At 50.2% G+C, this 15,661-nt stretch carries 9 protein-coding genes; 3 read left to right on the top strand and 6 right to left on the bottom strand.

Features of this window, described 5'->3' with window-relative positions:
• Position 1: 1 nt before the first annotated feature.
• Together ACR9Y8_RS07335 and ACR9Y8_RS07330 are read right to left on the bottom strand one after the other, a co-directional pair.
• Positions 2-1,090: an ATP-grasp domain-containing protein gene (locus ACR9Y8_RS07335; RefSeq protein WP_481212591.1), complete on the bottom strand. Its 1,089-nt coding sequence runs from the start codon at positions 1,088-1,090 to the stop codon at positions 2-4.
• Between the two features lie 181 nt (positions 1,091-1,271).
• On the bottom strand, positions 1,272-4,526 hold the full coding sequence (locus ACR9Y8_RS07330) for a TonB-dependent receptor (RefSeq protein ID WP_481212590.1): 3,255 nt from the start codon (positions 4,524-4,526) through the stop codon (positions 1,272-1,274).
• Positions 4,527-5,181: 655 nt separating this feature from the next.
• On the opposite strand from ACR9Y8_RS07330, the gene ACR9Y8_RS07325 reads away from it, so the two are divergent.
• Positions 5,182-6,384, top strand: a complete 1,203-nt coding sequence (locus tag ACR9Y8_RS07325; RefSeq protein ID WP_481212589.1) for a bifunctional 3,4-dihydroxy-2-butanone-4-phosphate synthase/GTP cyclohydrolase II — start codon at positions 5,182-5,184, stop codon at positions 6,382-6,384.
• Positions 6,385-6,511: 127 nt separating this feature from the next.
• Here the strand turns inward: ACR9Y8_RS07325 and ACR9Y8_RS07320 are convergent, their stop codons facing one another.
• Positions 6,512-11,338 carry a translocation/assembly module TamB domain-containing protein gene (locus tag ACR9Y8_RS07320; RefSeq protein ID WP_481212588.1) on the bottom strand — a complete coding sequence of 1,609 codons (4,827 nt, stop codon included), beginning with the start codon at positions 11,336-11,338 and terminating at the stop codon, positions 6,512-6,514.
• A gap of 51 nt (positions 11,339-11,389) precedes the next feature.
• Here ACR9Y8_RS07320 and ACR9Y8_RS07315 point away from each other — a divergent pair, with 51 nt between their 5' ends.
• Together ACR9Y8_RS07315 and ACR9Y8_RS07310 are read left to right on the top strand one after the other, a co-directional pair.
• Positions 11,390-12,421, top strand: coding sequence for an isoaspartyl peptidase/L-asparaginase family protein (locus ACR9Y8_RS07315; protein WP_481212587.1), 1,032 nt, complete (start codon positions 11,390-11,392; stop codon positions 12,419-12,421).
• 563 nt (positions 12,422-12,984) lie between these two features.
• Positions 12,985-13,422, top strand: coding sequence for a hypothetical protein (locus ACR9Y8_RS07310; protein ID WP_481212586.1), 438 nt, complete (start codon positions 12,985-12,987; stop codon positions 13,420-13,422).
• A gap of 82 nt (positions 13,423-13,504) precedes the next feature.
• Here ACR9Y8_RS07310 and ACR9Y8_RS07305 read toward each other — a convergent pair whose 3' ends face one another.
• The 3 genes from ACR9Y8_RS07305 to ACR9Y8_RS07295 form a co-directional block, all read right to left on the bottom strand.
• The gene (locus ACR9Y8_RS07305; protein WP_481212585.1) at positions 13,505-14,560 is read right to left on the bottom strand and encodes a hypothetical protein; all 1,056 of its coding nucleotides are present in this window, start codon (positions 14,558-14,560) and stop codon (positions 13,505-13,507) included.
• Between the two features lie 136 nt (positions 14,561-14,696).
• Positions 14,697-15,119 carry a hypothetical protein gene (locus tag ACR9Y8_RS07300; protein ID WP_481212584.1) on the bottom strand — a complete coding sequence of 141 codons (423 nt, stop codon included), beginning with the start codon at positions 15,117-15,119 and terminating at the stop codon, positions 14,697-14,699.
• Between the two features lie 8 nt (positions 15,120-15,127).
• Positions 15,128-15,658: a DUF1572 family protein gene (locus ACR9Y8_RS07295; RefSeq protein WP_481212583.1), complete on the bottom strand. Its 531-nt coding sequence runs from the start codon at positions 15,656-15,658 to the stop codon at positions 15,128-15,130.
• Positions 15,659-15,661 lie beyond the last annotated feature (3 nt).

The following is a 15,661-nucleotide window of genomic DNA, read 5'->3' as shown; positions in this document are numbered from 1 at the left end:
CTCACTCCGTGCTTTTGCTATCTGCTGCTTTCTTTGGTTTCGCTGCAGCCTTGCCGTTTGCTTTTTCGGCGGGTTTGGCAGCTGCTTTGGCGTTTGTTTTGGCAGCCGGTTTGGTCGCTGTTTTAGCTACTTTGGGAGCGGTGGCTTTCGCCTTTGCCGCCGGAAGGGCCTGTTGCAGGTATCCACCCCAGGTAAGGTTGTTGCCGCGCTGATGCGCTTGTGCTCTTTCAATGAGGTAGTTGGCGCTGGTTTGCACCACCCATTCAAAGTTTTCATCCCCCATCACATGAGCGTCCGCCTCCGGCGCCGGGTTATAAAAGTCGATGGCATAGGGCACGCCCTCGCGTACCGCCATTTCAATGGTGTTGAAGTCGTAGCCCAGGTACTGGTTCAGTTTGAGGGCCTGCTGTGCCAGGGTTTGCAGCAAATCAGCATCCGGGTGGAACTCTGTCTGGTACCGGTGATGATGCAGGCGCCTGGGATCATAGCCCATTACCTTTACTTCGTTACCGATACAGAAGCAGCGGAAATAAGCATCAAAATGGATCTCTTCCTGCAGCAGCATGACGGCTTGTCCGGTTTGCGCATGGCGGGCAAACAGTTCTTCACGGTCCTGTATGCGGTGCACGTTGCGCCAGCCGCCGTCTGCAATGGGCTTCAGGTAGGCTGGAAAACCGGTATAGGCAAAGATCGCCTCCCAGTCAAAAGGATATGCCAGGTTGCGAAAACTGTCAGAGCTGGTATGCGGCGGATGGTCAGCAGTAGGCAGCAGTACCGTTTTGGGTACTGCAACCCCGGTTTGGAGGGCCAGCTCGTTGTTCACAAACTTTTCATCTGCGCTGGTCCAGAAAGGATTATTGAGCACGGCGGCGCCGTTCAGTGCAGCATGTTTTAACCAGGAGCGGTAAAAGGGCACATGATGCGAGACGCGGTCCCGTATCACGGTATAACCGCTGTCGGTTCCCTGCAGCACTTTGTCGATCAGCACCGCTTCTGCACTGATGTCACGTATTTTCTGCTGATTAATACGCTCAATTAAAGCAAGGGGGAAATTGGTCTCCTGACCAAAGAGCAGGCCTATTTTTTTCATCCGTTAACGATTTATGGTTTAAGAACTTGCCTTTACGGATTCATTTGATAAGGGATAGATAGCTGGGAAAAGGATCTGCGGGGAATGCCATTTGTAGTAGTTTTCCGTCACATAATAAAAGTAATGAAAAAAGCCGGATCAGACGATCCGGCTTTTATAACTATGATGCGATGTAAAACAATTAGAAGCTATACCTCAAGCCCAACTGGCCTCTCCAGCGGGAGGTGAAGTTGTTGATGGTGTAAGGAGTTTCGTCTCGGTCGCCGTTCTTCACCCTTCTCTGATCGTATTGGAAGAAAGGAGTGCCGGTAGCAGCGTCCCACTTGCGGAAGGTGAGCGGAGTAGCAACGTTGTTAAGGATAAAGTAAGTTCTGCCCCAGTCTTTGTTCAGCAGGTTACCTACGTTCAGGATATCGAAAGTGATCTCCAGCTTGTGCTGTTTGATGATCGGGATCACCTGTACCAGTTTGAAGTCGAACACGTTCTCAAACGGTGTTCTTACAGCATATTTTTCAGCTGCCTGACCGCGGTGCTTGCTCAGGTACTTATCGTTGCTGATCAGTCTTTCCAGGTCTTCACGCTGTTGTGCTTCTGTACGCTCGTAGGTAACTACGCCGCCTGAGGTCTGACGGATCGCGTCAAAACGCATGGTGGATACTTCCGCCTGTGTGGGGATGTAGATCAGGTCGTTGTTACCGTTTGAGCCCTGGTCATCACCGGTAGGATCCACGGTGTTAAAGTACACCCAGGAGTAAGGCTGACCGGATTGACCGTTATAGAACAGGCTCACGGTAGTGGCATATTGCCTGTCTTTGCTGCCGTAACGGAAGGTCTTGGCTACAACGGCCAGGATGCGGTGACCCATGCTGTATTTAGAACGGCCTTCATCCAGCCTGTTCAGGCCCTGTGTATTGGGCGGGAACCTCCAGTTGGAACCTGCGGTAGAAGAAGTACCGTCGTTCAAAGCGTATGCATCGCCATAGGAGTAGCCGATCTTGGCAAACAGCCCGTTGGATGTGGATTTGCTTAATTCAGCGCTGATGTTATAGGCATAACCTTCGCTGGTATTATCGAGCAGTAACACCTGGTCGCCGAAAGTATTGGTCTTCCTTTTCCAGGCCTGTCTTTTGATATCACCGGAACCGAAGGAGATGGTGGTATCGCCTCTCGGAACTGCATTCAGGTTAGTCCAGATCACGTTGTTGATGGTCTTGGTGAAGTTACCTTCCAGGGTACCAACAACGCCCCAGGGTAACTGCTGGTCAACTGCCAGGTTGGTTTTGAACACCTGCGGAAACTTAAAGTCCTTTGAGGTCAGGTTGATATTGGAAGGCTTGTTGGTGATATTGGCGCCCATTGCAACCAGGTTATCAGCAGTGTACTGGCCATAGAACGGATCGTTCTTGTCATAGTTGAAGCGGAAGGCCGCAGGCAGTGCGTTACCGGTCAGGTTAACGTTAGTATATACGTTACCGGTATTGCCATATTGGTTGGAGATCCACACAAAGGGCACACGGCCGGTAAAGATACCTGCACCACCGCGGACCTGTGTCTGGCCGTTGTTGAAAACGTCCCAGTTAAAACCGACCCTCGGGGCAAATAACAACCTTTTCTTAGGCAGCTGGGTGGTAGAGTAACCCAGGAAAGAAGGATCTTTCTCGAAAGCGGCGTTATTCGGGGGATCAGTAGGGATAACCGGCAGGTCAATCCTTAAACCGCCTGTCAAACGCAGGTTTTTCAGCACGTCCCACTCATCCTGTATGTATGCGGAGAGCTGGGCGGCTTTGAAACCGATACCTTCCCTTAAAGCAGGGTTGTCGGTAGTATAGTTGATCTGGTAGGTACGGGGTTTCAGGTTATTGATGAAACCGGAGATAGAATCATAGACATAAGCACCAAAAGCAGCCTGTATGAAGGTATTCTTGATGTTATAGAATTCGTTGCTGGTACCTACAGTGATGGTGTGCTTACCTCTGTAGAAGGTCAGGTTGTCTACCAGGGTCCAGATATCCTGGTCAAGCGAATTGGCGCTGGACGAGAACTCACTGCCCAGGTTAATGGTACGGCCGTTGTCGTTGATCACCACGTTCGGGAACGGATCGCCCAGGTATCTTCTACGATCTCTTACATTATTATAACCAATCCTCAATTCGTTGCTCAGCTTGTTGGAGAAGGTAGAGTTCAGCTCCAGCACGGTAGAGTGTGTTTTTGAGGGGAAGGAGTAATAAGCATTGTAGAAATAGGCGCTGCTGTTGCTGCGGCTTGTGTTAATATCGTTGGCATCTACATAGTTATAACGGAAGGTCAGACGGTGAACGCTGTTGATGTTCCAGTCTACGCGGCCAAAGAGAGAAGTAGCAGTGCGGTCTTTGCTCTGAGTGCCATAGCCACCCAGGTCAACGCCATATTTGGAAGATACATAATCGTAAATGGTTTTCAGCTCATCAGGCTTTACGTTGGAAGCGCCTGCAGTAGGATCAAAATCAACGGGGTTGGTTCTTTTGCTCCTTTCAGCGTTCACGAAGAAGAACAATTTATCTTTAATGATCGGGCCACTGAAGTTAGCGCCGAAGATCTTGTTACTGAAATCGCCGTATTTATTATGCAGGGTGTCGGGAGATTTACCTACCATACCTTCGTTCTGCAGATAGTACCAGGCAGTTCCATGGAAAGTGTTGGTACCGCTTTTGGTAATGGCATTGATGCCGCCGCCGGTAAAGCCGCTTTGTTTGATATCATAAGGATTCTGCACTACCTGGATCTGGTCGATAGTTTCGATGGAGATCGGGTTGGCGCCTGCCTGACCGCTGTTGGTACCGGAGGCAGCCAGACCGAATACGTCGTTGGTCACGGCGCCGTCTACGGCAAACTGGTTGTAACGGTTGTTCTGGCCGCCAAAGGAGATACCCATAGGAGAACCGTCGGTACCGTTGGTAGACACGTTGGCCTGTGGGCTCAAACGTGCAAAATCCTGTACGCTGCGGTTAACAGTAGGCAGGTTCTCTATCTGGTTGCGGGTGATATTCACAGCGGTACCGTTGTTGTTCGGGTTAATGATACCATTGCGGTTGCCGCTGACAGTGATCTCTTTAAGGGTTTGAGTGCCTGATTCCAGGGAGGCGTCCAGCTTCAGGGGAGCGCCGAGTTTGAGGAACAGGTCATTGAAGTTCTGGCCGGAGTAGCTAACATAGCTCACTTCAACCTTGTAAGGTCCGCCAACACGCATGTTGGGGATGGTATAGCGGCCATCGGCCTGGGTAGTGGTACCGTAAACGGTTCCTGATGGGAGGTGGGTTGCTTTTACAGTAGCTCCGATCAGGGCTTCGCCTTTCGCATCTTTCACGGTGCCGGTCATACTACTGGTAGTAACCTGGGCATAGGAAATAAATGCACTCACAATGAGGGTAACAGTGAGTAGAAATTTGTGAAATCCCATATTTTGCAGTTTGATTATCCCGCAAAATTGAGAAATAATCGGCTTAAAATTTTAACGTGGAATTAACAAATTGTTAAGCCGTGATAGTTTTCAGCGGTTCATACATGCTCGTTAAACAGTATTTCAATTAATTCCCTATATGTTTCCATTTTTGCAAAGACCTACCACAGAAATTACAGTTTTTCAAATCTTGATTAGTTTAATATATAATGAATGTGGAAAAATGGCGGCCTATTTGATAGCAACGGCCTCTTGAATTGAGTTTTTAACCCCTTTTTGCTTCATTTTCATTGGTTTCCAGCTAAGACCCCCGCACAACCCCTTATTTCTCCCCTGTAATACACTATAATGGTCTGTTTACCTTCCCTGGTATAAATGGCCTTTTAGTGGCTTCCAGGTACTTTTAAGGAAGTTACCAGCAAGATACCTGCTATCTATATAGAGGGCTTATATCTCGCTTGTATCTTGCTTATAACCCAGAGACATATGGCAGACATCTATAGCCTAAGCCAATGTAGTAAAGGGCTTCAGCCGAATTCTCCTCTGGAAGGCGCCCGCTTACCCCCCGGTAAGCTCCGAATGCCTATACGCCTGCCATAAGCTGCCTAATTTGTCATAACTTTGCCCATTATTTCAAATAGATTGATCTCGATATATGCTAGACACAATTGAAGCAGCCATAGAAGACATCAAAAAAGGAAAACTGGTGATTGTGGTAGACGATGAAGACCGTGAGAATGAAGGGGACTTTGTTACAGCAGCCCGTAACGTTACTCCGGAGATCATCAACTTCATGAGCATGTACGGACGGGGCCTTATCTGCGCTCCCCTCGTAGAAGAGCGCTGTGAAGAGCTGGGCCTCGAAATGATGGTCCGCGATAATACAGCCCTCCATCAGACTCCCTTTACCGTGAGTGTCGACCTCCTGGGGCATGGCTGTACAACGGGCATCTCCGCCCACGACAGGGCCAAAACCGTACAGGCCCTTATCGATCCCAATACCCGTCCCGAATACCTTGGCAAACCCGGGCACATCTTCCCGCTGAAAGCTAAAAAAGGTGGGGTGCTCCGCCGCAGCGGCCATACAGAGGCCACCATCGACCTGGCCCGACTGGCAGGTTTTGAGCCGGCCGGCGTACTGGTGGAGATCATGAACGAAGACGGCTCCATGGCCCGCCTTCTGCAATTGCGCGAGATCGCCTCCCGCTTTGATCTTAAACTGGTCTCCATCAAAGACCTGATAGAATACCGCCTGCGTACCGAAACCCTGATAGAAGAAGAGGTAAGGGTACAGATGCCTACCAAACATGGCAACTTTGAGCTGATCGCTTTCAAGCAGCTCAACTCCGGCGATATGCACATGGCCCTCAAAAAAGGCGATTGGGATAAAGACGAACCGGTGCTGTTACGTGTACACTCCTCCTGCTTTACAGGCGATATACTGCATTCCCTCCGTTGCGACTGCGGCGAACAGCTGGCAGCTGCCATGCAAATGGTGGAGAATGAAGGCAAAGGCCTCATCCTGTATATGAACCAGGAAGGCCGCGGCATAGGTCTGCTCAACAAGCTAAAAGCATACAAGCTCCAGGAAGAAGGCCGCGATACCGTAGAAGCCAACCTGGAACTGGGCTTTAAGATGGACGAGCGTGATTACGGCATAGGAGCGCAAATCCTCCGCCATCTTAACATTGGCAAGATCCGCCTGATGACGAACAACCCGCGTAAGCGCGCCGGTTTAGCCGGTTACGGGTTAGAGATCGTTGAAAATGTTCCCATTGAGATCCATCCCAACCCGCATAATGAGTTTTACCTGAAAACGAAAAGGGATAAGTTGGGGCATGAGATATTGAAAAGTTAGTTGACAGTTGACAGTTGTCAGTTGACAGTCGTCAGTTGACAGTCGTCAGTCGTCAGTCGTCAGTGATCAATGCGGAGCTTATAATCGCGTCAATCACTGACGACTGACGACTGTCAACTGACGACTATCAAACCTTCTTCTTTTTCGTTGAATCCTCCGGGGGCAGCGCCTCCGCTCTTCGCATAGAATCCAGGATCCTCCTGGAAGGCCGTCTTGACTCGAACAGTTCCCGCAGGCGGTTATACTCACGTACATACGAAATACCTAAACCGGCTTTGTTCCGGTTCACCAGGTTGTACACATCATAATCTGTTTTACTAAAGGCATTTACGCGGATACGCCCATCGGGTGTCAGCAGGTATTCTACCCTGAAATCGCCGGCAAAGCGGTTGGCATTGGCGCTGGTGGTAGTGTTGCCCCAGTCGTAATCGCCGCCCACATAAATGCGTACACGATTGTTGAACAGGTTGCCTGTGATACCGGCGCTCAGCTGGTTACGGTCTATATTATCGTTATTAACGGTGTTGCCTACGTTATAGGCGCGGTAGTTCACATTGATGCCGATGCCGCTGTTCTTGAGGAAGGCCCCGGTAATGTTGTTCAGGATGGCGGATGCCTGGGCGGATAATGCCTGTCCCACGCTGTTCCTGCCCACAATGCCTGCGCCGCCGGTGGCGGTATTGTCGTTTGGCAGGAACTGGTTGAAAAGCAGCAATCCGTATACCTGCAGCAGGGCCTTGTTCTGGTCCTGGTTGATCTCGCGCAGCCTGGCGGCCACACCGCTCTCATAGGAGAGGGAGCCTACATCCGGCAGCTGGATCTCATAGGCGATATCCGGTTTCATCATCTCTCCGCGCAGGTTCACCACTACATCCACTCTTTCCTGGCGGGTGGCCAGCTTATCGGAGCTGGCAGAGCCCATCTGTCCTACCAGGTTATACAGCAGCACTTTAGGTACGGTATACTTGGCGGTGATGTTCATCCTGGCTTCCCGCGGATCGCCGTTCCAGGAGATCGTACTGCTTTTGGTGATATCAAACTTCCAGCTGGTCAGGCGCTGGAAGGTGAAGGTATAGGATCCGTTATTGATCTCATAGTCGCCGAACATGGTGAAATCACCATCCGTATTCACGTTGATCTGCAGGTTACCGTTACCGTTGGCAGAGATCACGTCGCCGGTGGTGGCATCCAGGATCACGTCTATCTGTGCATCGGGATTAGCGGCTATGTCCAGGCGGATGTTCAGGTTCACATTGTCCTTCTTCTTCTTCTTAACCGGCTCCATTTCGGTGCCGTAGGTCTTGAAGGTGATGTAGTCGTACTTGCCGATGTCCTTGGTGTCTGACATGGGCAGGTAAAAATGCGTGCCCTTCACTGGCCTGGCCAGGATATGCATCTGCATATCATTCAGCGGGCCGGAGAAGTATATTTTCCCGTCTGCGATCACATCCCCGTAGAACAGGTCACTGTCTGCCTCGGTGGTGTTCATGAAGAGGAAGTTGCGGCCTGTTACGTCGAAGTCGAAGTTCAGCTTCTCGAAATGGTCATGGGAGATATAGCCGCTGGCGTTAGCCCGGTGGTTGTATTTGTCGATGATGCTGAAGTTACCGAACTCGATCAGGTTATCATCCACATTGATATTTAAGCGCGGTATCTTATAATAGGTGCCCAGGTACAGCACTTTGATGCCTGCGCTGTCCAGCTGCACTTTTCCTTTGATGGAAGGCCTGTCTGTGGTGCCGCTTACCGTCAGCTGGCCGGTGGCCAGGCCGGAGAGGTCGGTCACATAGTCGCCCAGGTAGCGGTTCAGCGGATCTATGGAAGCGCCGTTCAGGTCTATGGTGGCAGACAACTGTTTGTTGTCCTTGGTGAGGCCGGCCAGGCCGGAGATGCTGAAGTTCCGGCCTGCATTTTTAGACTGAACTTCCAGGTTCATTTCCCCTGTCTGTTGCCGGAAGCCGCCCCGTAGTGTTACCAGTCCCAGGGAGTCGTTGTTCAGCCGCAGGCCGGTGGTGGTAATGTTGGCATCTATATCCAGGTTACGCGTAGGGTCAGAGATATTAATGGTGCCGTTGGCCTGTCCTTCTATAGGCATGGTGATCAGCTGTCCGGGGATCACATCTGCCAGGTTCAGGTCTTTCAGTGTGATCATGAAGCGCGACTCATCCGGGTTGAACTCATTGGTTTCTACCGTAATGCTTTGATCATTGCGGGTTACCCGCAGGTTGCTAATGGTAAGGAAATGCTTGCTCCAATAGATCTCGTTGCCGGGTGTCATGTTCCACTGCCGTTCATTCACGGTGAAGGCACTGTTCAGGAAATTGATCTTCACGCCTTCATTGACGGTGATCACCCGTGCATAGAAACCATCCAGCGAAGAGGTGTCCTGCGATTGCATGTCCATCTTGATGAAGGAGGTATCATGGCTGGAACTGGCCAGGATCAGCGGGTTTTGCATCCATACCCGGTCGCCGGAAGATACTTTGCCAATGGCGGTGCTGACGTCAATCTTATTAAAATTACCGCTGCCTTTCAGCTGCAGGTCCTGTATATTATAGCCCTGGTAGCTGGCCATCGGCACATTCGCATTCAGGGAAATAGCGCCCTGTATGGTGTTGAGGGCCCCGCTTACCCGGGTTTGGTCAAAGCCGGATACCTGTGTGGTAAAGGCCCGTATCAACTTGTCTACTTGCCCGAACTGGAAATCGAAGCTGAAGTCCTCCCGGATATTACCCGAAGGAGCGGAGGGAAAGAAGCTGGGATAATATTTATTCAGGAAGAGCTGGAAGGCGCCGGGCAGTTCCATGAAGCTGTAGTTCCCTTTTACATAGCCGGTGATCTCATTGCCTTTAATATCCAGCACTTTCAGGTTATTCTCCATATGGGTGCTCACGTTCAGTGAGTCAAAATCCACGCGACTCTGGTTCTTATAGAGAGAAACGTCGTATATGCGGGCGGTGCCGTCAAAGTTGTCGATGTTGCTGCCTGCAAAATTCAGGTCCAGGCGACTCTGCAGGGTAATGGAATCGGCGGTGAGCTTCAGTGCTTTCAGGTTACTTTTCCGGATCTCAGAGTTGAAGCGGAACATAGGCACGGCGCCGTTAAAGTCGATAGTGCCTGCAAAGTCCATATCCAGGTTGGGATCATTCACGGTGAGGGAACCGTTGAAGAACTTGCGGTTCATTTCCCCGTTGGTCTTAATATTGGTGTAGGTATAGTTATACAGGGAGATTTGTTTGATATCCGCATCTACGGCTGCCTTCAGGGTACGCAGGTTAAAGCCCGCGCCGTTCACCTTGGCGTTGAGGGAGACGGTAGACATCTGCCCGACGTTCAGCAGGGCGCCCAGGTCAAAATTATTGGTTACCAGGCTTCCTGAGTATACGGGCACATCGCCGCTGGTCTTGAAGTTAAGGTCAGAATCCAGGTTGCCAAGATTGGTCTGGAATTTACCGTAGGCCACAAAGTCGTTCACGAAACCGGTAAAGCTTCCCTGGAAGCGGATGTCGGAGAGCCGGTCCATACGCAGGGGCTGTACATTCTTTAAAGTAGGGAAGATGCGCTCCACATCGTCTCCGGTGGTCACCAGCTGTTCTGCCTGGAAATCCATGAAGGTTTCATCTATATCCGGCAGGCCGCGCATTCTCATACGTCCTTTCAGGGTGGTATTGCCCGCCTGCAGGCTTACGCTGTCGGCATCCAGGTTGCTCACGGGCCCTTTTACGACGCCGTTCAGCGAGATCTCCTTTTTCCAGCCGGAAAGAGGAGGGGCAAAGTAGGCAATATCATCAGAGGATAATGTGCTGTTAATGAAGCGCGCTTTCATGAACACCAGGTCTACATAGTCGCTCATGTCGCTGAGGTCTGTGTATTGCATGGTGTAGTAGTTGCGCAGGTGGCTCCTGTTGGTGATCAGGTCCATCTGGGAGAATTCCATTTCCACGGGTGACATCTTAAAGCGGGCGGTCAGCTTTTTCACTTCAAAGCCGCTGCGTTCTTTAGTGCTCAGGCTCAGGTCTCCTATAATGCTGTCCTTTACCAGGCTGGTATTGCTCAGGGTCAGGTTGATGTTGGCAAAGCGGATATGGTGCGGGGCAAAATATCCTGCTTCCACGGGAGTGGAATCTTCGGGGTTCTCGACGCCAAACAGTCCGTTACGGATGGCCAGTTCTTTGACGATCAGTTTCCAGTTGCTGCTGTTCCAGCGTAGCTCGCCGCTGCTGTCTACGGCGGGAATGGACGTTTCGGCTGTTTTGGGTCTGCGTTTGCGAAGGGGAGAGGAGGAGTAACTGGAAACAATAAACGAAGGTTGGTCCAGCAGCAGCTCCTGGATGTCAATATTATGCTTCTGCAGGTCCAGGTTCTTGGCGTCCAGGTAAATACGTTTGGCGGTTCCGCGCATATCTTCACCCACCCAGGCGTCTATTTTGTTGATGCGGATATTGTACAGGTCTATTTTGCGCAGGTCCAGCGACACCCCTTTGGAGGGTGTGGTCTTACGGCTGGTATCCGGGGCAGGGGAGCTGAAAGCGTCCACAATGAACTGGTAGTTCCACAGTGAATCATTGCGGGGCCTTTTCAGGTTCACTTCTGCATTCTCCAGGCCGATGAACTTCAGCACGGGCTTGTCCTGGAAAAAGAACCAGTCCGTGATCCGCACTTCCAGTGCGCCCGCATACAGCAGGGTATCCTTATGGCGGTCTTCTATATAGGCGCCTTCCAGGCGCGCGCGGTTAAACAGCCGGAGGCTGACCCCCTTGATCTCTACACGCGTTTGCAACTGATCTGACAGGCGGCGGGTGGCTTCGCCCACCAGCCAGTGCTGTACAGCAGGAATGTTCACCAGTATGCCCGTCAATATAATAATGCCCAGCAGGGAAAGCAGGACAATGGATAATATTTTACGTACTTTTTTCAGCGATTCGCATTTATCCGGCAAAAATACCAAAATCAAATCATTTACTTTTATGTCATGATAACTACCTTGTTAACTGCAGCCCTATTTATGACAATCAGCATCAACACCAGTGCCCTGTCTCATAATGGCGATACCTCTGCTGTCAAACAGCGATATGTAATGGTGATCCACGGAGGCGCCGGCACTATTTTAAAATCCCAGATGACGCCCCAGCGCGAACAGGCCTATAAAGCAGCGCTGGAACAGGCATTGCGCAATGGCTATGCTATTCTGCAGCGCGGAGGCAGCAGCCTGGATGCGGTAGAAGCGGCCGTGAAGGTCATGGAAGATTCTCCCTTGTTCAACGCAGGCAAAGGCGCCGTATTCACCAATGAAGGCAAGAATGAGATGGATGCCGCGATCATGAACGGTAAAACCCTGGGTGCAGGTTCCGTAGCCGGGGTAACGGTGATCAAAAATCCTATCAGCGCAGCCCGTGCTGTAATGGAGAAATCCCAGCATGTGATGCTCACCGGCCGCGGTGCGGAGCAATTTGCCAAAGAAGCCGGACTGGAGATCGTAGACGCGTCCTACTTTTATACGGAAGAACGCTGGAAGGCCCTGCAAAAGGTTAAAGCGATGGACGCCAATAAAACACAGCTGGACCACGACTCTGCCCTGAACAAGCCATCTTCGAGCCTGCTGGGCATTGAAAATAAAGACCACAAATTCGGCACAGTAGGCGCAGTAGCCCTTGATCAGCAGGGTAACCTGGCGGCTGCAACTTCCACAGGCGGCATGACCAATAAGAAATTCGGGCGTGTAGGCGATGCTCCAATCATCGGGGCGGGCACCTATGCCAATAATGCCACCTGCGCTATCTCCTGCACAGGCTGGGGCGAATTCTTTATTCGCCTCTGTGTAGCCAAGACCGTTAGTGATCTGATGGAATATAAAGGGCTCAGCGTTCAACAGGCCACTCATGAGCTGATCATGGAAAAGGTACCAGCTCTTGGTGGAGACGGCGGGCTCATCGCCATTGATAAAGATGGTAACATTGCTATGCCTTTCAATACCGCAGGTATGTACCGTGGAAGTATTACGGCGGATGGAAAAGTAGAAGTGCTGATATACAAATAATATAGTTGTCAGTTGTCAGTTATCAGTTGTCAGTTAGCAGTGAACTGTCAACCGACAACTGACAACTGATAACTGATAACTGTCAACTAATAACAGCTGTCCACTATTAAAAAGCCCCCTTCTGGCTGAAGCTCAGAAAGGGGGCGCCCCAAGTTGGCTTTTCAATACTCGTAGCCAAGCCGGTCTCCCGGCTTATTCTTCACCAATGCAGTGCACATTTATATAGAACGCCGTTCACACTTTACAGCATTGCATCAGTAATAAATATGTTTGTTTCAGAGGAGAGGTCAAATACTAAAACACAGCGGAGAGGGGAGATATATTCACTGTTCTCTATAACAATTTAAAGTTCCCGATTTTTTATCTGCTAAACAAAAATGTATTGTTAGCCGCTTGTTAATGGCCACTTTGACGGCCTCTGCCTCAATATATCCCGTCCCGTGTTCACAGTCCTTTAACACAACTTAAGAATAGCTTAAAAACCAACACGCAGTTAAACGTGATGATGTATGCCGCGTCTTATATCCGATAGTTTTAAAAACATGCACCCAAAAATCAGTAATATGAAGAGAATGAGTTTAATGGCTGTTACTGCCATGATGAGCACCGGCGCATTTGCCGGAGACCGTAACCCGGCGGCACGCAATGATATTGCAATGAATAGAATGGAGATCCAGCAGCAGGCGCAGCAGAATGACGACCTGGAAGCAAACCTGGAAGATCAGCAGGCACAGATATTTCAGCTGATACAGGAAAAAGAAGCGCTGCAGGATGATCTGATGTCGCTTGAAGCGAGAAGACAAAAGGCCGTTGATTCCGGCCATTCATCCAGGGTAGCCCGCCTCGACAGAAAGATCGATTGGGACCAGGCGCTGCTGGCCGCTAATGCAGATAACATCCGTGAGCTGCTGGCAGTAGAAAGGAATGATATGCGTATCATGAATCACAACGGCGATCGTATTGAACAGGAACAGGCGGCGATACAGAGAGACAAACAATAATTAATAATTAATAGTGAATAATTAATAATGCCGGTTACGTGGAGTCTGGCCTGTTACGAGTCTTGAGACTATTAATTGTTAATTATTCATTATTAATTAATGCTGCCAGTGTGTCCATATCAAATGGCTCATGTAAGGCAGAGAGTATGATGCGGTGAATAGGCGGGCTGTCAGGGCTCGGATATGCAAAGGAAGAAATGATGATGTCGTGCTCCAGCAGGTACCTGTCAATAGATGGTTGCGTTTCACCGGGCGTTAACAGAAATACCGGTAAGTAATGCGGGTTGTGTACCATCGTATTACCTGCTACCAGCCGCTGGAAATAATCGATATTGAATTTCAGCTGATGGCGCCGCGCGGCAAATAACGTCCTGCTTTGAAGAAATGCATAAGCATTGGCTGGTATAAACGGGGTACTGGCCGTAAAGAAAGGCTGTTTTTTGAGCGCGGCAATATCAGCTGCATGTCCTGCCACCAGTCCGCCTTCTATGCTATACGCTTTCGCCGTTGATGCAGAGATCAGGTAACGCAGCGGCGGATGTACCGGTAAAGCATGTACGATGCCTTCACCATCAGGGCCCAGGATACCGGCGCCATGAGAATCATCGATCACCACCATTACCTTGCGCTCAATACGCTGCAGCCAGTCAAAGTTGTTAATAGTACTACTTAAAGGATTTACAGCATCCGCAGCCAGTGCAAAGCTATGATCCGGCGCACTGTTCACCTTCGCTACCGTTTCTTCCACCCATTGTTCCCAGGATACTGCAGGCGGAGCGTCCCTGTTCAGGCGCAGCGCCGGATGTGTGCCGGGCGCATATAGCACCGCAGTATGCAGGCTGGCATAATGAATGGCTGCCTGTGCAGCCAGATAACCGGATGAAAAAGCAGCTGCAGCCTGCTGGCGGAACAATACTGCCAGCGCATGTTCCAGCTCTTCGTACAGGCTGAGGCGCAGGTTAGCCACCCTGGAGGACATGAATACCGGGCCATATTGTTCTATACCCGCTTTGAAGGCTTCCCTGAATGCGGGCATGGCGTGCATGCCGAGATAGGAGAAACCGGAAAAGAACAGGCAGGTCCTGCCATCTACAATGGCCGTTCTGCCGGGTACAGTGAGCGTTTGTAATGCTTCCATTCTTTAAAGTTTGAGGTTTGAAGTTTGAGGTTTAAGGTTCGTTAAATGTTGAATGCTCAGGACAAGTTATCGGCCTTTTAACCTCTAACCTTCAACTAACTTCAAACCTCAAACTTCAAATCTCAAACCATTTCCATTATTCTGCCTTTGTCTTCAATATAAAATGATACTCGCCGGATTGCACCTTCATATCAAACAGCTTATCATCCAGGTGAACAACCGTTACCAGGTGCTCTGCGGTGCGCAATCCATTGCTGGCGGTTACACTGATAATACTGCCATTGCTTAGGAGCTGATACTTGCCTGAATCAGCCTGTCCGCCTACGGTAGCAATAAAAAGGTTATTATCCAGGAACTGGTAATAGGCATCGCTGTAATAGCCTTTTTTCAGCTCAGTGGCCTGGTTTACCTGTGTAATGTCATAGGGATCGCCGCTGGGTATTTGTACGTCGTACACGCGCCATTTCTTGTGCTTCAACAGCGCGTCGTTATGGCTGCCGCCGCAGGACATGGCCACAACTGCCAGTAAAGGCAGTAACAGGTACCTGAATTTTATCATGTTGGATCCTATTTTTTTTCCGTCATTTCTTTATTGAATGCAGCTGAGCCACCTTTGGGAATAGATAAACTTTCCCATTTATCTTTCAGCAGCATTTTGCCAATATACAGTATCTGTCCCACATGATAGGGAATATGTGCCAGCTGGCGGTTGATCGCGTCCAGAGCGATCAGCGGTTCGCTGCGTATGGTAATGGTCTTTTCCAGGTCTGTTTCCTGCAGGCTGTCAAAGGTCTGCATCATGCAGTTCCATCCTTTTTCCCACATGGCAATGATTTCGGCTTTGGAAGCGTGTCCCTCCGCAAATTCGGTATCCCTGTTGCGCCAGGGCTTTTCTCCGTCGCTGCTGAGGAAGTCTGTCCACCGCGAGAGCATATTCCCGCTGATATGACTGACGATGCAACGAATGCTGTTGGAATGCTCATCCGGCTGCCAGTTCAATTGCTGCTCATCCAGCCGCTCCAGTGTTTTATCTCCGAGTATCTTATACGTCATGAACCGCTTTTTGATACTGTCGAGATAGATCTTTGCAATAGACATAGT

The organism is Chitinophaga sp. SVR4-12A (assembly GCF_056754765.1).
The sequence above is the reverse complement of the archived record's forward strand: the minus strand, read 5'-3'. Positions and strand labels throughout refer to the sequence as shown.